This window comes from Actinomadura logoneensis (assembly GCF_003428695.1).
In the GTDB taxonomy this organism is placed as follows: Bacteria; Actinomycetota; Actinomycetes; order Streptosporangiales; family Streptosporangiaceae; genus Spirillospora; species Spirillospora logoneensis.
Window position 1 is genome coordinate 15,579 of record NZ_QURH01000121.1, and the last position, 18,671, is coordinate 34,249.

Here is an 18,671-nt window from a genome sequence, read left to right on the forward strand (position 1 = left end):
CTCATGGGGCCGAGCCCTTGGTGTGGCCCGGAACTTCGGAGCGGATCCAGGGAATTCACTTCCCGGCTCGCACGCGATGCCTAAGCCTATGTGGCAAAGCCCCTAAGCACTCAGCGGATCCGGTAATTGTCCAGTGGCCGGACGTTGTCGCTCGGCTGCTCGGCCGCCTTGGTCACGCCGACCCATGTAGGCGTGGGATCAGGCGACTTGGCGCAGCGAAGGTCCACCAGCCCATGGTCCTTCGGCAGCGTGCCGTCCCGCAGATAGTCGATGAGAGGCTTGTCGAGGCAGGCATTGCCCGCGAGGGTGATGGCGTGGCGACCGCCGCCCTGCTCTACGACAAAGCGCGAGTTGGGCATGGCCTTGGCCATCTCCACACCACCCTGGTAGACGGTCGCGGCGTCCTCGGTGGCCTGGAACAGCAGCGCAGCAGGAAGCCCCTTGCCGGTAATACGGGTACGTTCTCCGCCCTTACCCGCCCAGAAAACGCAGGCCGCGTTGTACCACATGTTGCTGTAGGTGTAATAGTGCGCCTTCTTGTCGATGCGCGCCTGATCCTTGCGCCAGAAACTCCAATCCCGCGGCCAGGTGCTGTCACTGCACTGGACGGCGTTGTAGAGGTCGAAGGAGTCGTCGTTGGGGTCCGGGGCCGCGTACCTGTTATAGGCGACCCGCAGCGGCCCAGCGTCATTGCTGTTGGTGTAGGCGGCGAGGACCGTCGCCAGGCGTGGCCACTTGGCCGGGTCATAACCGCCTGCGAGCTGGGTGTCATCCCACTCGTCCGCGCCGATCTTGCCGTCCACCGGCGTTTTACCCAGTGAGGCGCGCATCGCATACCACTTACGTTCGACACCGGCCGCGTCCGTGCCGAGGTGATAGACGCCGTCCGCTTTGGCGACCCACTGAGTGAATGCTTTGAAGCGTTTTTCGTGCTGGAGGTCCTGTCGGACGTTCTGCTCGTACCAGCTGATGTGCGGGCCGACGATGCTGTCCAGGACGAGTCGCTTCACATGTCCCGGGAACAGCTGGCCGTATGTCGACCCCAGGGTCGTCCCGTAGGACCAGCCGAAGAAGCTGATCTTGCCGGCGCCCAGCGCCCGCCTGATGTCGTCCATGTCGCGGACGATGTCCACGGTCCGGAGGTGTGGGAGCAGGTCGGCGTACTTGGCGGCACAGTCGGCCGCATAGCCCGCCGCCTTGCGCAGCCAGGCGCCCTCGGTGCCGGCGCTGGGCTGGTAGTCGGGCCGTGGACCGTCGAAATAGTGCGGGTCGCAGGCCATATGCGGCTCGCTGCCCTGCGTTCCGCGCAGGTCGAACCCGATCCAGTCGTAGGACGCGGCGACGTCGGCGGGGAGTTTCGACGGGACCCATGGTGCCATCCACAGGCCGCTGATGCCCGGACCGCCGGGGTTGAGCAGGATCGGCCCCTGCCGCTCGCCGGCCGGGGCCGTCGCGGGCAGCCGGTTCACCGCGATCTTGATCTTGGGCCCGTCCGGACGGGCGTGGTCGAGCGGCACCTCCAGCTTGGCGCAGAGCAGCCGGGGGTTCTGGGAGTCGTTGCACGACTTCCAGTTCAGGTGCGGCCGGTACCCGGCGGTCCCCGAGGGGGCGCGGCCGGGAGCGGCCTGGGCGGGCAGGGCGGCGGCGACCAGGGCGGACGATGCCGCAGCGGCGGTCAGCGCCAGCCCGACGGATCTCCTCATGCGTCTGTCTCCTCCACTGCGCGGAACCGGGACGTGGAAGGCCCCGCGGGGCTCGGTGGCCCGTGAGAAGCATGTGGCAGTGCAATGTCACGCACTACCACCATGCAGACCCGTTGCCGAACCGTGACCGACTCCGAGAGAAAAAGCGAAGGCCCCGGGAGGGGGACTCCCAGGGCCTGCTCATGGTCAACGTATTGCCGGACGTTCCGCCGACCTGTCTATGCGGGGACGAAAAGCTCCAGCAGCAGCCACACGATCGGAGCCGTCGCGACAAGGGAATCGAGACGGTCCATGACGCCGCCGTGCTCCGGCAGCAGCGTCCCCATGTCCTTGATGCCGAGATCGCGCTTCAGCATGGACTCGATGAGGTCGCCCACCGTGGCGGTGACGACGGCCGCCAGGCCGATCACCACGCCCTGCCACCACTGGCCGTCGTCCAGGAGCGTCGCCACCAGGATGCCGCCCACCACCATGCAGGTGATGGCCGATCCGGTGACGCCCTCCCACGTCTTCTTGGGGCTGATCGTGGGCGCGAGCTTGTGCTTGCCCAGGAACGACCCCGCGAAGAAGCCGCCGATGTCGCTCGCCACCGTCACCGCGATGAAGATGACGATGCGGTGGTCCCCGTCGTCCGGCTTCATGAGCAGCGCGACCACGCCGCCCATCAGGATCAGGTAGCCGATCGAGAACACGCCGGCGGTGACGTCCCGGACATAGCCCTCCGCGCCGTCCACCATGCGTGTCACCAGGACCGCCAGGGTGGTCAGCGCCAGCACCGCCACGAGCCCGTTGGTGCCCCACACATAGGCGACCACCGGTGAGGCCACCATGCCCGCCGCCAGCGGGATGAACGGGACCTCGATCTCGCGCGTCCGGAAGGCGTCGGTCAGCTCACGCAGACCGAGCAGCAGGAACCCCACCATGACGACGAGGAAGATCTGCTTGAACGTGTAGAGGGAGAGCAGGACGAGCGCGCCGAGCGTGACGCCCACACCGATGGCGACCGGCAGGTTGCGGCCCGCCTTCTTCCGCTTCACCGGCTGGTCGGTGGCGCCGTCACCGGCCCCGGACCCGCCGTTCGCCGCGGAATCGCCGCCGAGCGGGGAGGCCGGCCCGCCGCCCTCCCGGGCGCGGGACGCTTCGCTCCCCATGCCTGAAGCGGCGCTCGCCTCCACCGGGGTCCTCCCGGGTTCGGCATGAGCGCCGCCTTCGTCCGCCGCTGCGGACTCGGTCGCCGGACGGTCCGCTGGACCCGCCTCACCGGGCGGGTCCACGGGACCGGGGGTGACCGGCTCGTCCGGGGAGCGAGCGGGCCCCCCGGCGTTGTCCAGTTCCATCAAACCTCGAGCAGTTCGGCCTTCTTGTGGTCGAGCAGCTCGTCGATCTGGGCCACGTACCGGTGCGTGGCGTCGTCGAGCTCCTTCTCCGCGCGCCGGACCTCGTCCTCACCGGCCTCGCCGTCCTTGGCGAGCTTGTCGAGGGCGTCCTTGGCGCGGCGCCGGATGTTGCGGACCGACACCTTGGCGTCCTCGGCCTTGCCGCCGGCGACCTTGATGAACTCCTTGCGGCGCTCCTCCGAGAGCTCGGGGAAGACCACCCGGATGACGTTGCCGTCGTTGGACGGGTTGACGCCGAGGTCGCTGTCGCGGATCGCGCGCTCGACCGCCGCCATGGACGACTTGTCGAACACCTGCACGATCACCAGCCGCGGCTCGGGCAGCGTGAACGAGGCGAGCTGGTTGATCGGCGTGGGCGTGCCGTAGTACTCCGCGGTGATCTTGTTGAACATCGCGGGGGTGACCCGTCCGGTGCGGATGGCATGGAAGTCCTCCTTGGCGACCGCGACCGCCTTCTCCATCTTCTCCTCGGCCTCGAGGAGGGTCTCGTCGATCACTTCGACTCCCATGTCATCCGATGAACCGTGCCGTCACTGCTCGGCCGGGCTGACCAGCGTGCCGATCTTCTCACCGCGGACGGCCCGGACGATGTTGCCCTGCCCCATGAGGTCGAAGACCACGATGGGGAGCGTGTTGTCCATGCAGAGGCTGATGGCCGTGGCGTCCATGACCTTCAGTCCCCGCTGTAGGACCTCACCGTAATCCAAACGGTCGAACTTGACCGCATCCGGATTCTTGCGGGGGTCGGCGTCGTACACGCCGTCCACCTGGGTGGCCTTGAGAACCGCCTCCGCGCCGATCTCCAGCGCGCGCTGGGCGGCGGTGGTGTCGGTGGAGAAGAACGGCTGGCCGAGGCCCGCGCCGAAGATGACCACGCGGCCCTTCTCCAGGTGCCGCATGGCGCGGCGCGGGATGTAGGGCTCGGCGACCTGGCTCATCGTGATGGCCGTCTGGACGCGCGTGTCCACCCCGAGCTTCTCCAGGAAGTCCTGCAGCGCCAGGCAGTTGATCACGGTGCCGATCATGCCCATGTAGTCGCTGCGGCCGCGGTCCATGCCGCGCTCGGCCAGGGCCGCGCCACGGAACATGTTGCCGCCGCCGCAGACGACCGCGACCTGGACGCCGTCCTGGACCGCCTCGGCGATGGCCTCGGCGACGTGCTGGACGACCTCCGGGTCGATGCCCATGGGGTCGCCCCCGGCGAACGCCTCGCCGGAGAGCTTCAGCAGGACCCGCTTCCAGCCGGCCCGCGGCGCGTGCGTCTCACGGCCGCGCGCGGGCGGGGAGCTCTCAGCGGACGACGAGGCCGCCGTCGTGTCAGGGTTGGTGTTGTCCGGCACGTCGGCGGCCTCCTCGATCATGGTCTGCGAATTCGTCCTGTCTCCAGGGTGCGTCAGGACTGGCCGACCTTGAAACGGGCGAACCGGACGACCTTGACGCCGTTCTCGTCGAGAAGCTTGGCGATCGTCTTCTTGTTGTCCTTGACGAACTGCTGCTCGAGCAGGACGAAGTCACGCAGGTAGGCGCTGACCCGACCCTCGACGATCTTGGCGATCGCGGCCTCGGGCTTGCCCTCCTCGCGGGTCTTGGTCTCGGCGAGCGCGCGCTCCTTCTCGATCACCTCGGCGGGGATCTCCTCGAAGGTGAGGTACTTCGGCGCCATCGCGGCGATCTGCTGCGCGACGTCCTTGGCGACCTCGGCGTTCTCCTTGTCCAGCTCGACCAGGACGCCGGTGGTCGGCGGCAGGGACGGGTCGGACTTGTGCAGGTAGCTGGCCACGTAGACGCCCTTGAAGTGGGCGTACCGGCCGAGCTCCAGCTTCTCGCCGATCTTGGCGCTGTTCTCCTCGATCAGGGCCTGAACGGACTTGCCCGGCTCGATCTCGGCGGTCGCCAGCCCCTCGGCGTCGGTGGCGTCGCTGCCGGCGGCGAACTCGACGATCCGCTGCGCCAGCTCGATGAACTCGGCGTTCTTGGCGACGAAGTCGGTCTCGCACTTGATCTCGAGCATCGCGCCGTCGCCGGAGCCGGTGAAGTGCTCGGCGACCAGGCCGTTGGCGGCGGTGCGCTCGGCGCGCTTGCCGACGTCCTTGGCGCCCTTGAGGCGCAGGATCTCAACGGCCTTCTCGAAGTCGCCCTCGGCCTCGGTCAGGGCGTTCTTGCACGCCATCATGCCCGAGCCGGTGAGCTCACGGAGGCGCTTGACGTCCGCGGCGGTGAAGTTGGCCATCGCTCTTCGCTTCTCTCGTCAGTGGTCGTGGTGCCCATGGCGATCCCCGGCGGCCGCCTCGGGTGGGCGGCGCACCGGGGATCGGGGGCTCAGGACTGGTCGGACTCGGACGGCTTCTCGGTCGCCTCGGCCTCGGGGGCGGCCTCGTCGCCGGCGGCGGCGGGGGCCTCCGCGGCGGCGTCCTCGGCGGGGGTCTCCTTGGCGGCCTCGGCCGGGGCCTCCTCGGCGGACTTGCCCTCGAGCAGCTCGCGCTCCCACTCGGCCAGCGGCTCGGCGGCGGCGCCGCCCTCGGCCGGCTTCTCGTCGCCGCCCTGGGCGCCGGCGCGGGCGATGAGCCCGTCGGCGACGGCGTCGGCGACCACGCGGGTCAGCATCGCGACCGAGCGGATGGCGTCGTCGTTGCCCGGGATCGGGTAGTCGACCTCGTCCGGGTCGCAGTTGGTGTCCAGGATGGCCACGACCGGGATGCCGAGCTTCTTCGCCTCGTTGACGGCGATGTGCTCCTTCTTGGTGTCCACGATCCAGATGGCGGAGGGGACCTTCGCCATGTCGCGGATGCCGCCGAGGGTGCGCTCCAGCTTGTCCTTCTCGCGACGCAGGCCGAGCAGCTCCTTCTTGGTCATGCCGGAGCCGGCCACGTCGTCGTAGTTGATCTCCTCCAGCTCCTTGAGCCGGGTGAGCCGCTTGTGGACGGTGGAGAAGTTGGTGAGCATGCCGCCCAGCCAGCGCTGGTTGACGTACGGCATCCCGACCCGGGTCGCCTGCTCGGCGATGGCCTCCTGGGCCTGCTTCTTGGTACCGACGAACAGGATCGTGCCGCCGTGCGCGACCGTGGCCTTGACGAACTCGTAGGCACGGTCGATGTAGGACAGCGACTGCTGCAGGTCGATGATGTAGATGCCGTTGCGCTCAGTGAGGATGAAGCGCTTCATCTTCGGGTTCCACCGGCGGGTCTGGTGGCCGAAGTGGACGCCGCTCTCGAGGAGCTGCCGCATGGTGACGACGGGAGCCATAGCCCGTGTTCTCCTGTCCGGCCCGGCCTTGTGGGGCGGGGCCACGTCTCGGTTGGTTTCCGGCGCCCGGACCCTGCCCCACCGCCGCAGACGACGGACCGAGAGGCAGATGCCCCACACCAGGTGGCGGGCGGGCGCGTGAATTCGGCCGCCCGGGGTTGACCACCGTGCGACCGTTACCCAAGTCTACGGGATGACGGGACCTGACGAGGAACCAACCGACCTCCGCGGGCCGCCGGGACCGGGGTTATCCACAGAACGGGCGTCCGGTGGCGGCCACGGTCGGGCCCTGGGCACCCTCGATCCATGTCCCTGCTCACAACGCTGATCATCTGCCTGCTGGCCGTATCCGGCCCGATTCCGGGGATCTTCGAGCCTGCTCGGTCTCCTTCCCGGATCCAGTGGCCATCGTCCCGCTCCGCCGCCCCGTCCCCGCTGGGACGGGGCGCAGGGCCTTTACGCCGCCTGGACACGGACGCGTCTGAGACCGATGCGGTCGCGAGTCGGATATTCACGACGCTCGGGCCTGTGGCCAGCACGACAGGGCTCTATCCGACCTTGATCGGCAGCCGTGAGATCTCGATCGGCGGTCCTGAGAATTTGATGTCTCCCAGCAGCGCGATCGCGGCGAACCCCGCGCTGATCGAAGAGAACAGCGCAGAGGCGCCCTCCCGGGAAGGGCCAAGCGATCGCGCTGCTCCGTCCGACCCGACAAGGAGATCATCCACCCCGGAGGCGACGGGCTGGCGGTGGCCGCTCGGGCCGCCCGCCCCCGCCGTGATTCGCGGCTTCAGTCCGCCCACCTCGCCGTGGCTGCCCGGCCACCGCGGCGTCGATCTCGCCGCATCGCCCGGGGCTCCGGTGTACGCGGCCGGGCCAGGCCGGGTCTCCTACGCCGGCGCTCTGGCAGGGCGGGGTGTGGTCGCGATCACCCATGGTGAGCTGCGGACCACCTACCTGCCGGTCCGCCCCGCCGTCACGGTGGGCCGCGACGTACCGGCAGGTGCTCGTATCGGCACCGTGGATCCCTCCGCACCGGCCCACTGCTCGCAGGCGTGCCTGCATTGGGGGTTGCTGCGCGGCACCACGTATCTGGATCCGCTTGCCCTGGTTCATCCCCTCGTACGTCTGCTACCGCTCTGGGAGCCGAACCCTGCTCCTGTGCCGTTCGACGGCCTGCCTTCGCCGACTTCCCCAAGCACGCCTTCTCGGCCCGGAGCACACTCTTCGCCGGATCTTCAAGCTCCACCCCTCGCACGACCTGAACGCGTCCGCCGCACCCCTGCAGCGGCCTCCCAACTGCCGAAGGGGGACCGTCCGCTGCGCCCTGCCCTCAGTGGCGCCTCGGCAGCCGTTGCGGGCACGCTGACCTGCCTCGTCCTCGCACTCTCCTTGGCCTTCGTACGCAGGGGACGCGGCCGTCCTCGAGCCCGGTTGCCCGAAGGGCCGCCGGATCAGGAGCCCGCACCGAACGTCATCGATCTGGCTCACGAACGCCGCCTACGCCGTCCCACCGCGTCACACCCGCCTCGTTGAGGATGCGCGAAGCGACCCCCTCGTTAGGGAGGCACGAAGCGACCGCTCCTTCGGCGTCGAGGCGCGGCGGCTCAATCGGCGACGCCCCGGGGGTGCGCCTGTCGGTGAACCTGCTTCAGGCGCTCTACGGAGACATGGGTGTAGAGCTGGGTGGTCTGGAGGGAGGCGTGACCAAGGATCTCCTGGACACTGCGCAGGTCCGCCCCGCCCTCCAGGAGGTGGGTGGCCGCGGTATGGCGTAGGCCGTGCGGCGCCAGATCCGGCACCTCGCCGACCTCAGCGATCCGCCTGTGCACGATCCGCCGGGCGCTCGTCGGGTGCAGCCGGCCTCCGCGCACGCCAAGGAACAGAGCGGGACCACTGTCCTCCGTCACCAGGTCTGGGCGGCCCGCGCGCAACCAGTCCCCCACGGCGCGGAGCGCCGGCTCGCCCAGCGGGACGGTGCGCTCCTTGTCGCCCTTCCCGAAGACCCGCACGGTCTTGCGGGCGGTGTCGACGTCGTCGATGTCGAGACCGCAGAGTTCGCTGACCCGCAAGCCCGCGCCGTAGAGCACTTCGAGGATGGCGAGGTCCCGCAGACCGATCGGGCCCGTGACGTCCATCTTGTCCAGCAGGCGCCCCACCTCGTCCTGGGCGAGGACCGTCGGCAGGTCGCGCGTCCGCTTCGGCGTGCCCAGCAGCGGTCCTGGGTCGCTCGGGAGAACACCGCGCCGGTACAGCCACCGGGTGAACGTCCTCGCCGCTGCGGTACGCCTGGCAAGGGTCGCCCGCGAACGCCCCATCGCGTACTGCCGCGCAAGCCACGCACGCAGGACGTTCAGATCGAGGTCACCGGGTGAGGAGAGCCCGACGGTCGAGCCATAACGTGAAAGGTCTTTGAGATCTCCCAGGTAGGCACGCAGCGTGTGCTCGGAGACATCGCGCTCCGCGGTCAGGAACGTCGCGAACTCGGCGAGCAGGCCGTCCAGCACGCCGCCGCTGTGCGCGTCCTCCTTCGGATGCCCGTCACTACCTTCCTCAGCATTCACAACCGCCACGTTGCGTCCCACACCCACCGAAATCAAGCACCGCCGCGTCCCCGGAGCCACCCGCGGTCCACGCCAGCCACGCTCCGGCTCGTCTCCAGCGCACTGAGGCGCGCTCCGAAGACCAGTAGACGGTTCCTGGAAGCAGCGCCCCGGTCCCACGGCAAGACCGCAGACGCTCGCCCCCACCTCGCACGTCCACAGGCGGCTGGTCGGCCCGTCCACTGAGACGGTCGCGCCGCACCACGAACGAGAACAGCCGAGTTATCCACAGAACGTGATTCGGCCAACACCGGCTGTTTCCGGGCGGCATCTTCGAAAGCCGGAGGTGAGGCCGATGAACGGCAACCAGATGCTCGGACAGCGAGGCGAGGACGCGGCGGCCGCGTACCTGAAGCGCCTCGGATGGAACGTGCTCGACCGGAACTGGCGGTGCTCAGAAGGCGAACTCGACATCGTCGCCTACGACGGCCGGTTCCATGTGGCCTGCGAGGTGAAGACCCGCCGGTCGAAGGCGTTCGGTGATCCGCTCGAAGCGATCACGGAACGCAAGGCCGCGCGGTTACGGAAGCTTGCGCTGCGCTGGGCCGCCTCCAACCGGGTGCCGGGCGCGCACATCCGCGTGGACGTCCTGGCGCTCGTCTGCCACGGCGAGGGCTTCGCTCTGGAGCACCTGCGGGGGGTGTGCTGAATGACGCTCGCCAAGACCCGATCAGTCTCACTCGTCGGAGTGGACGGCTTCGTCGTGGACATCGAAGCCGCCATCACCAGCGGGGTCCCCGGACTCCACCTCGTGGGGCTCCCCGATGCGGCACTCAACGAAGCCCGCGACCGCGTCCGCGCCGCCATCTACAACTCGGGCGAAGACTGGCCCAACAGACACGTCACCGTCTCTCTCTTCCCGGCGAGCCTGCCGAAGAAGGGCTCGACCTTCGACCTCGCCATCGCTGTGGCGCTCCTCGCCGCTGCCGAGGCGTTCTCTCCGGCATCCTGCGCCGGGTTGACGCTGGTCGGAGAGCTCGGATTGGACGGCCGGGTCAGGGCCATCCCAGGTGTTCTGCCCGCGGTCCTCGCCTCGGCCAACGCGGGCTGCCAGACCGTGGTCGTTCCCCGGGCGAACGCGGCCGAGGCTCGCCTCGTGCCGGACGTCGAGGTCGTGCCGGTGGCCAGCCTGCGCGAGTTGCTCTGCCTGTTCCGCGACGAACCGCCGCCCGTCGAGGAGGACTGCTCCGAACCCGCGCCCCATTACGGCGTGGACGGTCTGACTCCACGCTGCCCCGACCGCCGTAGCGACCTCGACCTGGCGGACGTCCGAGGTCAGGCGGAGGCCCGCCGGGCTCTGGAGATCAGTGCGGCCGGCGGACACCATCTCTTCTTCTCGGGGCCGCCGGGCTGCGGGAAGACGATGCTGGCGGAACGGCTCCCCACCCTGATGCCGCCGCTGGAACCGGAGGCGGCCCTTGAGGTCACGGCGATCCACTCGGTGGCGGGCACTCTGCCGCCCGACCAGCCGATGATCACCCATCCGCCGTTCCACGCGCCCCACCACACCGCGACCAGGGCGGCGATCGTCGGCGGCGGTTCGGGTCGCGTCCTGCAACCCGGAGCCGTGTCTCTGGCGCACAGGGGGACGTTGTTCCTGGATGAAGCTCCCGAGTTCCACGGTGGAGTCCTGGACGCGCTTCGCCAACCTCTGGAGGAAGGAGAGGTGAGGCTGTCCAGGGTCGAGGGGACGGCACGCTTCCCGGCCCGGTTCACCCTCGTCCTGGCAGCGAATCCGTGTCCCTGCGCCGCTGCCAAGCAGATGGACTGTTCATGTCCGCCGGGCGTGCGCCGCAAGTACATCTCCCGTGTCTCGGGTCCTCTGCTCGACCGCGTCGACCTGAAGCTCGAACTGACCCCGGCGACGCGCGCCGAACTACGCTACGACCTGGAGTTCGCCGAGACCAGCGAAGTCGTGGCCGCCCGCGTCCTGAACGCGAGAGAACGCGCCGTGAAGCGATTGTCCGGGACTCCCTGGCGAACCAACTCGGAGATCCCGGGACCGGAACTGCGCCGACACTTCACCCCTTCCCGGGAGGCGATGGGCGCCGCCGACGAAGCACTCCAGAAGGGAACCCTCAGCGCCCGCGGCCTGGATCGCGTGCTCCGTGTCGCCTGGACCATCGCCGACCTCGCAGACCGCGACGAGCCGGGCGACGACGACATCGGCGGCGCACTAGCCCTCTGGAACGGCCGTTGGACATGACTCCCGCATTCCGGGGTCTGTTCACCCCGACACCAACTCCCCGGCGCCCCATCCCCTCCCGCCAAAGCACCCCCCAACGCAGCGGGCACCGAAACAGCCCCGCCTCGCGGGCGCCGAAGCAGCCGCCGCCTCGCGGGTGCCGAAAGAGCGTCTGCCTAGGAGGCAGATGCCTCTCCCGAGAGCCCCCGCAACTCATGCACCGATCAGCCCGCCCTCCCCCAACAGCCCACAAACCCACAATCCACAACCCCGTTCCGTATGGCGATAGGGCGTTCACGTCCGCTCACGCGATGAGAAGTCACGACGCCCCCGCCATCCGCCCCTGCATAGCTGGCCAACAGAGGGGCGAGCACGCCGTCCCACACTGCGCCCACCGCCGGGCGCCCCATTCCCAAACCGAGGAGGCAACAATGACCGAGGATCGGATCGCTCGTGCGACGCTCACCGCACTTGCCGAGCCGGGTGAGCCTCTGCTCAACGAGCTCATCGACCGTCTGGGAGCACCCGAGACTCTCACCGCCATTCGCCGTGGCCGACTACCGGACGAGACGGCCGCTGGAATCGCGGACGATTCGCTCGTGGCCCGGATGACCGAACGCCTGGCTCACTGGCGGATTCGTCTGTCCGCCGCGGAGCCTGCGAGCGACCTGCTGGTGGCAGAACGGCTCGGTGTCAGGCTGGTCTGTCCGGGCGATCCCGAGTGGCCGACCACTCTGGACGATCTCGGCGCGCGGCGACCGTATGCCCTGTGGCTCCGCGGCCCGAGCGATCTGCGGTTCGGTTGTCTACGCTCTGTCGCTCTCGTCGGCGCACGGGCGGCGTCCTCCTACGGGATGCGCCTCGCGTCGGAGATGGCGTCCGAGCTGGGCGAGTGTGGCTGGACGGTCGTCTCCGGCGGGGCCATGGGCATCGACGCGGCGGCTCACCGAGGCTCTTTGGCCGCCGATGGTCCGACCGTCGCGGTCCTGGCCAACGGAGTGGACGTTCCCTATCCGGCCAGCAACGATGGCATGTTCGCTGAGATCGCCCGGCGTGAACTGCTCGTCAGCGAGTCACCGCCGGGCACGTCACCACGACGGCAGCGTTTCCTCGTCCGCAACCGCGTCATCGCCGCCCTCGCCAGGGGCACCGTCGTCGTCGAGGCGGGCCGGCGCAGTGGAGCGCTCAGCACCGCGCACTGGGCTCGGAAGCTGGGCCGCGTGGTGATGGCGGTTCCAGGTCCTGTCACCTCGGCGACCTCCGTCGGTTGCCACGCCCTGCTCCGGGATCCGCCGCCTGCCCTCCTCGTCACCCGAAGCGAGGAAGTGATCGAGGCTGTGGGTGAGTTCGGCACCGACCTGGCCCCGGTTCCCGCCAGCCCCGTGTTGTCGCGCGACCTCCTGGATCCGGTGGCGCGCACCGTCCTGGAAGCCCTTCCCTCCCGCGCGGCCGCCGGTCCGGCACAGCTCGCAGCGAAGGCGGGCATAGACCTCCCCACGGCCAACGCGAAGCTGGGCCTCCTCTCCGCAGGCGGCTTCGTAGAACGAGCCCCGGGCGGCTGGCGCCTGACGCAGAAAGCCAAGGCCCCATGACCTCGACAAGATCATTTTCAGGCCCCACGCCCACAGAGGCTCTTCCAGCAGAGGTTCCCTCCCCCGAAGGCTCTGTCATGCCCTCACCGTGCATGCCTCACCCGTGCTCCTCAGGGGCCGCAAGGCAAATGACCACATACGCAGCACTACGGTCACCACTCTCGCCAGGATTCACTTAGAACTTCTAACGAAATGGCGTGCTCCGGTCGGAAGTCGTGGGCCGACTGAGGCGGAGGTGAGTCAAGATCGCCTCAAGTTCGGCGGAGGCGGCATGGTGACGGTTGAGCAGTTGGATCTGGCCCTGCTGTGCGATGACGAAGGCAACAGTGTGTGCATCACCGTGCTCGGCCCCTTGCAGGGTGTGGCCCGTGGGCTGGCCGCGGAGATTGTCGTCGACGCGCCGTTCGTGGCAGGCCGCGTGGCCTTCCCGTTGTGGCGATTTCGGCTCACCTCGTGGGCCGAGGCACTGGACCGCCTGGAGACCGGTGAGGACATTGCCTGGCTGCACGTCCAGCGCGGGCCGGCCGTCTACATCCACTTGAACGGGGAGCGCGACTGCCCTGAGGTTGTCACTGAAGACGCTCTCGTCTCGATGACGACCGTGCGGGTGCCCATCGACTTGCCGTTCAACTGGATCGCAACCCATCGGGGCCTGCTGCCCGCCGTCCTCGACGCCTGGGACGGGCACCTGTCACCGGAGTGAGCCCAGCGCTGCGCCAGCAGATCAGAGAGCATCCGAGACTGAGCAGGGCCTCGTGGATGTTGTCGCGGCTCTCCCAGCGGATCCGCAGGCGCCGGAAGTGGTGCGGAAGCGCGAACGCGCACTCGACTCCCCACCGAAGTGGTGCGGAAGCGCGAACGCGCACTCGACTCCCCACCGATGGACACCGCGGCTGGGGCCTTGGGAGTGGGGGGAGGGGATGCTGTGCCGCGTGCACACCTGATCAGGGAGGCGGGCGGGCCCGAGGTGTACGAGCAGTCGAGATGGTGGCCGAGCCTCACGTCCGGCGGAGGCGTGAACCGGGCCTGAAGGGGCCGTCCACGGGGCCGGCGCCCCTCTAGGCACCGGGGGCGGGGAGGCTGTGTCGCTTGCACACGCCTGATCAGGAAGGCCGACGGACCCCAAGGTGTACGACCAGTTGAGATGGTGGCCAGCCGTCGCGTCCGGTGGAGGCGTGAGCTGGACTTGGTGGGAACGCTCAGGGGCTGGAGGTCCTTGAAGCGCGGGGGCAGGTTTGGCGAGGGCTGGATGGCCACCTTGGACTGGATATTCGGTGGCTGTCCTGCGGGGCCTTCGCTCGGGGATCAGCGTGGTTACTGGTCGGCAGGTAGTTCGAAGTCGCTCTTCGCTAGTTCTTCGACGTTGACGTCCTTGAAGGTGACCACGCGGACGTTCTTGACGAACCTGGCCGGGCGGTACATGTCCCAGACCCAGGCGTCCTGCATGGTGACCTCGAAGTAGACCTCGCCGTTGTCCGCGCCGCGGACCTGGAGATCGACCGAGTTGGTCAGGTAGAAGCGGCGCTCGGTCTCCACGACGTAGCTGAACAGGCCGACGACGTCGCGGTACTCGCGATAGAGCTGAAGCTCCATCTCGGTTTCGTACTTCTCGAGATCCTCGGCGCTCACACCCGTGTCCCTTCCGTCCGGGCCTCGTGGTCCTCCCCGGCTGGCTCCCCCATGACCACGATCCCATTGTTACGCACCACCCGGCCCACGTTGACGAAGGAGAGGCGGTGTTCGGCACAGGGGCCGTGTTCGAGGAGCGCCGCCGTGTGGGCCTTGGTGGCGTATCCCTTGTGCACGTCGAAGCCGTACTGGGGGAATCGCTCGTGCAGGTCGATCATGATCCGGTCCCGGGTGACCTTCGCCACGATCGAGGCGGCGGCGATGCAGGCCACGACCTGGTCGCCCTTGATCACGCCGAGGCTGGGCGCCACCAGGCCGGGGACCGAGAAGCCGTCGCTCAGGACGTAGGCGGGCCGCCGGTCGAGCGCGGCCACGGCACGGCGCATCCCGGTGATGTTGCAGCGGTGGACGCCGAAGCGGTCCACCTCCTCACGGGGAACGATGATCACGCTCCAGGCGGCGGCGCGCTCGATGATCTCGTCGTAGAGCGCCTCGCGGCGGGCGGGGGTCAGCAGCTTGGAGTCGCTCAGACCTTCGATGCGGCCACGCTTGCCGTCCGCGAGGATCGCCGCACCGATCACCAGGGGACCGGCACAGGCTCCGCGGCCGGCCTCGTCCACCCCGGCCACGGGGGTGAATCCGGCGTGTCCGAGGGCACGTTCGAAGCCGTACAGCCCAGCGTCACGCCTGGGCGTATACCGGAGTGGACGACCCTTCATAGTCGCAGCGTACGTCCCCGGACACCCGGAAAGACCTCTTTTGGCGCTTCAGCGGCCCCACGGGCACAGGAGGTAGCGGAACCCGCAGTTCACGTCTGCTTCAACGCCGATTCAGCCCACTGCATAACCTCGGGAACGTTCAATCCCCCAATGCGGGGCGGGTCTTCGTGCGGGCGGCGACTTCTGGCTTCCCGATCGCCCCGCCCGCCAGCAGCCGCTACGGCCGCACTGACACGAACAACATTGCCAGTGCGGCGTCGCCTCCCTACGGGACGCTTCTGAGGGCCCCGCCGCCCACAGAGTCGCGGAAACAGCTATCGCCTCGCACAGCGATTCCTCCCGGCCCTCTCCCACGCCCGCCGACAGCAACTACGCACGAACACGTTGCGAGTGAGGCGTCGGCTCACGGCGGGACGCCTGTGGCGGCCCCGCCGCCCACAGAGTCGCGGAAACAGCTATGGCCTCCGCACATTGGTCAGCGGCGGGTTCGTAGGCGGCGGGTCAGGTAGGTGATGGGGACGGCGCCCAGGAAGCCCAGGGCCAGGGGTGTCGCGGGGGCCAGGGCGGCAGCGGTCTTCAGGGTCGGCTGCTTGAAGGTGCCCGGGATCGGGAGGGTGTCGATGCGGTTCAGCGGCCAGACGATGACGAAGGCGCGGCCGATGACGTGGTCGACGGGGATCGTGCCTCCGCCGCGGTCGCCGCGGTGCCAGCGGGAGTCGGACGACGCCTCGCGGTGGTCGCCCATGACCCAGAGCTGGCCGGGGCCGACGGTCGCGTCGAAGGGGTCGATGGACGGCTTGTTCTGCACGTGGCTGGACGCGTCGGTGTAGAGGTAGGACTTCTCGTCCAGCGGGACGCCGTTGACCGTGACGCGGCCCTGGGCGTCGCAACACTTCACGTGGTCGCCGGGGATGCCGATGACCCGCTTGATGTAGTCCTTCTCGTTCGGGGCGACGCCGAAGGCGCTCCCGATGGCGCGCACGACCTTGCTGACGGGGTTGCCCGGCTTGCTGACCCGGACCTCCGGGTCCCAGGAGTCGAGGCCGTTGAAGACCACGACGTCACCGCGCGCGATGTCCCGCGTGTGGTAGACGATCTTGTTGACCAGGACGCGGTCGCCGATCTGCAGGGTGTTCTCCATCGAGCCGGACGGGATGTAGAACGCCTGCACGACGAACGCCTTGATCACCAGGGCGAGGACGAGGGCGACGCCGATCAGGACGGGCAGCTCCTTCAGGAACGAGCCCTGCTTCTTCTTGCGCTTGCCGTCCGGCTCCTCCTCCGGCTCGGCGGCCGGGGCGGGCGATCCGGGTTCGGAGGCTGACGACTCCGCGTCGGAGGTCACGGTCTGCTTCTCTTCGGGCACCGCGCCCTCGGCTTCGGATCGCACGTCTCTCCGATCGTCCTCGTAACTCATCAGAGCGCCAGACTAGCGGCGGGAGGGCGCCGAATCTCGTCCACGGCCGTGTCGTTCCGGCGCGCCGACCCCCGCGGACGTGCACTTTCCCCCAAAACGGACGGTGCCCCGGGATCCGAGGATCCCGGGGCACCGGACGCGTCGGCGGGGCCGAGCGGACGCGCGGAGGGCGATCAGAAGTCGCGCTTCTCCTTGATGCGGGCCGCCTTGCCACGCAGGTTGCGCAGGTAGTACAGCTTGGCGCGGCGGACGTCACCGCGGATCGCGACCTCGAGCTTCTCGATGTGCGGGCTGTTGATCGGCCAGGTGCGCTCGACGCCGTAGCCGCCCTTGCTGATCTTGCGGACGGTGAAGGTCTCGCGGGAGCCGCCGCCCTGACGCCGGATCACCACGCCCTCGAAGACCTGGACACGGGTGACCTTGCCCTCGGTGATGCGCGCGTGCACGCGCACCGTGTCGCCGGGACGGAAGTCCGGGATGTCGCTCCGCAGAGCGGCCTTCTCGATCTCCTGGATCAGTGCGTGCATGGCAGCGGTTCCTCAGTCGTGTAGAACGCGGACGTCGAGAGGCCCCGGTGGGACTGCGTGGGGGCGTCGCTCCGCGCGAAATGGATCTTGCTTGAAGTCGTCGCGCCGCGCGTCACGAGCACACGGCGACGCTCTAGTTTGCCATATCTTCGCCGTGCTCCGGAAAACCGGCGTCGGCGAGGACCTTCCGATCATGCTTGTCAAGCTTCTCGGGGTCGAGGCGTCCGAGCAGTTCGGGGCGGTGCTGGGCGGTCCGGCGCAGCGCCTGGTCGCGCCGCCAGCGGGCGATCGCGCCGTGGTTCCCCGACAGCAGGATCTCCGGGACGGCCCGGTCCCGCCAGACCGGCGGCTTGGTGTAGACGGGCCCCTCCAGGAGGGATTCCATGGCGCCGGGCGCGAACGAGTCGTCGGTGACGGACTCGGCGTTGCCGAGGACGCCGGGGATGAGCCGTCCGATCGCCTCGACCATGACCAGGACGGCGACCTCGCCGCCCGCGAGCACGAAGTCGCCGAGGCTGACCTCGGACACCGGCATGCGGGTGGCGGCCTCGGCGACGACCCGCGAGTCGATGCCCTCGTACCGGCCGCAGGCGAACAGGAGGTGCTCCTCGGCGGCCATCTCGGCGGCCATGGCCTGGGTGAACGGCCGTCCGGACGGCGTCGGCACCACGAGCCGCGGCGCCGGGCCGTCCGGCGGGGCGACGGCGTCCAGGGCCTCGCCCCACGGCTCGGGCTTCATGACCATGCCGGGGCCGCCGCCGTACGGCGTGTCGTCCACGGTGCGGTGCCGGTCATGGGTCCAGGACCGCAGGTCGTGGACGTGGACGTCGAGCAGGCCGGTGCGGCGGGCCTTGCCGATCAGCGAGACGTCCAGGGGGGCGAAGTACTCGGGGAAGATGCTGATGATGTCGAGTCGCATCGGGGGGTCAGTCCTCGTCCAGCAGTCCGGCGGGCGGGTCGATGACGAGCCGGCCGCCCGCGACGTCGACCTCGGGGACGATCGCCGCGACGAACGGCACCAGCAGCTCCCCGCGCCCGCTGCCCGCGCGGCGGACGACCAGCAGGTCCTGCCCGTGGTGGCGGACCTCGGTGACCTCGCCCACCTCCGTTCCGTCCACGGTGCGGACGGCGAGGCCGACCAGCTGCGCGTCGTGGAAGTCGTCCGGGTCGTCGGACTCGGGGATGTCGTCGGCGTCGACGACCAGCCAGGTGCCGCGCAGGGCCTCCGCGTCGTTCCGGTCGGCGACCTCCGCGAACCGGACGAGCAGCCGGCCGGAGTGCCAGCGGGCGTACTCGACGGTCAGCGGACCCGCGTCCTCCGGGTCGGTGGCGATCTCGGTGCCCGGCGCGAACCGCAGCTCCGGATCGTCGGTCCGCACGTCCACGGTGCTGTCGCCGCGGACGCCGTGCGGACGCCCGATCCGTCCGATAACGATCCGTTCGGCCACGAGCCGTTCCCTTCCAGCGAAATGATCGACGAAGACGAGGGGCCGCGCCGCGGTCGTGGCCGTCGGCGCGCCCGGGGCCCGGCCTGCCGGCCGGTTCCCTTGCGGGACGACCGCGGTTCTGCGCGGTCGTCCTCCCCGATTCCGGGGGTGGTTCGGGGGAAAACGGTCCGAGCCGCCGCGTCGGCTGGCGACGCGGCGGCTCGGATCG

At 69.3% G+C, this 18,671-nt stretch carries 18 protein-coding genes and 1 pseudogene; 5 read left to right on the forward strand and 14 right to left on the reverse strand.

What is annotated here, in order from left to right:
- Nucleotides 1-110 precede the first annotated feature (110 nt).
- The 6 genes from DZF91_RS06585 to rpsB form a co-directional block, all read right to left on the reverse strand.
- Nucleotides 111-1,703: an alpha/beta hydrolase gene (locus DZF91_RS06585; protein WP_117356597.1), complete on the reverse strand. Its 1,593-nt coding sequence runs from the start codon at nucleotides 1,701-1,703 to the stop codon at nucleotides 111-113.
- Nucleotides 1,704-1,921: 218 nt separating this feature from the next.
- Entirely contained in the window at nucleotides 1,922-2,854 is a 933-nt protein-coding gene (locus DZF91_RS06590) for a phosphatidate cytidylyltransferase (protein ID WP_117356598.1), read from the reverse strand.
- A gap of 185 nt (nucleotides 2,855-3,039) precedes the next feature.
- Complete coding sequence (gene frr / locus DZF91_RS06595) at nucleotides 3,040-3,597, reverse strand: ribosome recycling factor (RefSeq protein ID WP_117356599.1); 558 nt, start codon at nucleotides 3,595-3,597, stop codon at nucleotides 3,040-3,042.
- A 33-nt stretch (nucleotides 3,598-3,630) separates the two neighbouring features.
- A complete protein-coding gene (gene pyrH / locus DZF91_RS06600; protein ID WP_407920887.1) occupies nucleotides 3,631-4,461 on the reverse strand; it encodes a UMP kinase in 831 nt (276 codons plus the stop codon).
- Between the two features lie 32 nt (nucleotides 4,462-4,493).
- Nucleotides 4,494-5,330 (reverse strand): translation elongation factor Ts, encoded by an 837-nt coding sequence (gene tsf, locus DZF91_RS06605; RefSeq protein WP_117356600.1) that lies wholly within the window; start codon nucleotides 5,328-5,330, stop codon nucleotides 4,494-4,496.
- Nucleotides 5,331-5,419: 89 nt separating this feature from the next.
- Nucleotides 5,420-6,343 carry a 30S ribosomal protein S2 gene (gene rpsB, locus DZF91_RS06610; RefSeq protein WP_117356601.1) on the reverse strand — a complete coding sequence of 308 codons (924 nt, stop codon included), beginning with the start codon at nucleotides 6,341-6,343 and terminating at the stop codon, nucleotides 5,420-5,422.
- Between the two features lie 603 nt (nucleotides 6,344-6,946).
- Between rpsB and DZF91_RS06615 the strand changes: the two genes are divergently transcribed.
- On the forward strand, nucleotides 6,947-7,879 hold the full coding sequence (locus DZF91_RS06615) for a M23 family metallopeptidase (RefSeq protein WP_117356614.1): 933 nt from the start codon (nucleotides 6,947-6,949) through the stop codon (nucleotides 7,877-7,879).
- Between the two features lie 71 nt (nucleotides 7,880-7,950).
- Here the strand turns inward: DZF91_RS06615 and DZF91_RS06620 are convergent, their stop codons facing one another.
- The gene (locus DZF91_RS06620) at nucleotides 7,951-8,907 is read right to left on the reverse strand and encodes a tyrosine recombinase XerC (protein WP_407920888.1); all 957 of its coding nucleotides are present in this window, start codon (nucleotides 8,905-8,907) and stop codon (nucleotides 7,951-7,953) included.
- 334 nt (nucleotides 8,908-9,241) lie between these two features.
- Here DZF91_RS06620 and DZF91_RS06625 point away from each other — a divergent pair, with 334 nt between their 5' ends.
- The 4 genes from DZF91_RS06625 to DZF91_RS06640 all read left to right on the forward strand — a co-directional run bounded on the left by DZF91_RS06625 (nucleotide 9,242) and on the right by DZF91_RS06640 (nucleotide 13,426).
- On the forward strand, nucleotides 9,242-9,595 hold the full coding sequence (locus DZF91_RS06625) for a YraN family protein (RefSeq protein ID WP_117356602.1): 354 nt from the start codon (nucleotides 9,242-9,244) through the stop codon (nucleotides 9,593-9,595).
- Nucleotides 9,596-11,152 (forward strand): YifB family Mg chelatase-like AAA ATPase, encoded by a 1,557-nt coding sequence (locus DZF91_RS06630; RefSeq protein ID WP_117356603.1) that lies wholly within the window; start codon nucleotides 9,596-9,598, stop codon nucleotides 11,150-11,152.
- A gap of 410 nt (nucleotides 11,153-11,562) precedes the next feature.
- The gene (gene dprA, locus DZF91_RS06635) at nucleotides 11,563-12,723 is read left to right on the forward strand and encodes a DNA-processing protein DprA (RefSeq protein ID WP_117356604.1); all 1,161 of its coding nucleotides are present in this window, start codon (nucleotides 11,563-11,565) and stop codon (nucleotides 12,721-12,723) included.
- Between the two features lie 271 nt (nucleotides 12,724-12,994).
- On the forward strand, nucleotides 12,995-13,426 hold the full coding sequence (locus tag DZF91_RS06640) for a DUF5959 family protein (protein WP_117356605.1): 432 nt from the start codon (nucleotides 12,995-12,997) through the stop codon (nucleotides 13,424-13,426).
- 7 nt (nucleotides 13,427-13,433) lie between these two features.
- Here DZF91_RS06640 and DZF91_RS40985 read toward each other — a convergent pair.
- The 7 genes and pseudogenes from DZF91_RS40985 to rimM form a co-directional block, all read right to left on the reverse strand.
- Nucleotides 13,434-13,562, reverse strand: a pseudogene (locus DZF91_RS40985) (IS5/IS1182 family transposase); the annotation flags it as partial.
- A gap of 475 nt (nucleotides 13,563-14,037) precedes the next feature.
- Nucleotides 14,038-14,352 (reverse strand): DUF2469 domain-containing protein, encoded by a 315-nt coding sequence (locus DZF91_RS06650; RefSeq protein ID WP_026414626.1) that lies wholly within the window; start codon nucleotides 14,350-14,352, stop codon nucleotides 14,038-14,040.
- Nucleotides 14,349-15,071 (reverse strand): ribonuclease HII, encoded by a 723-nt coding sequence (locus tag DZF91_RS06655; protein ID WP_117356606.1) that lies wholly within the window; start codon nucleotides 15,069-15,071, stop codon nucleotides 14,349-14,351. The genes DZF91_RS06650 and DZF91_RS06655 overlap by 4 nt, the downstream gene beginning before the upstream one ends.
- Before the next feature lie 475 nt (nucleotides 15,072-15,546).
- Nucleotides 15,547-16,488 carry a signal peptidase I gene (lepB, locus tag DZF91_RS06660; protein WP_117356607.1) on the reverse strand — a complete coding sequence of 314 codons (942 nt, stop codon included), beginning with the start codon at nucleotides 16,486-16,488 and terminating at the stop codon, nucleotides 15,547-15,549.
- A gap of 173 nt (nucleotides 16,489-16,661) precedes the next feature.
- Nucleotides 16,662-17,015 (reverse strand): 50S ribosomal protein L19, encoded by a 354-nt coding sequence (rplS, locus tag DZF91_RS06665; protein ID WP_117356608.1) that lies wholly within the window; start codon nucleotides 17,013-17,015, stop codon nucleotides 16,662-16,664.
- Nucleotides 17,016-17,148: 133 nt separating this feature from the next.
- Nucleotides 17,149-17,934 (reverse strand): tRNA (guanosine(37)-N1)-methyltransferase TrmD, encoded by a 786-nt coding sequence (gene trmD / locus DZF91_RS06670; protein WP_117356609.1) that lies wholly within the window; start codon nucleotides 17,932-17,934, stop codon nucleotides 17,149-17,151.
- A 7-nt stretch (nucleotides 17,935-17,941) separates the two neighbouring features.
- Nucleotides 17,942-18,463, reverse strand: a complete 522-nt coding sequence (gene rimM, locus DZF91_RS06675) for a ribosome maturation factor RimM (protein ID WP_117356610.1) — start codon at nucleotides 18,461-18,463, stop codon at nucleotides 17,942-17,944.
- Nucleotides 18,464-18,671 lie beyond the last annotated feature (208 nt).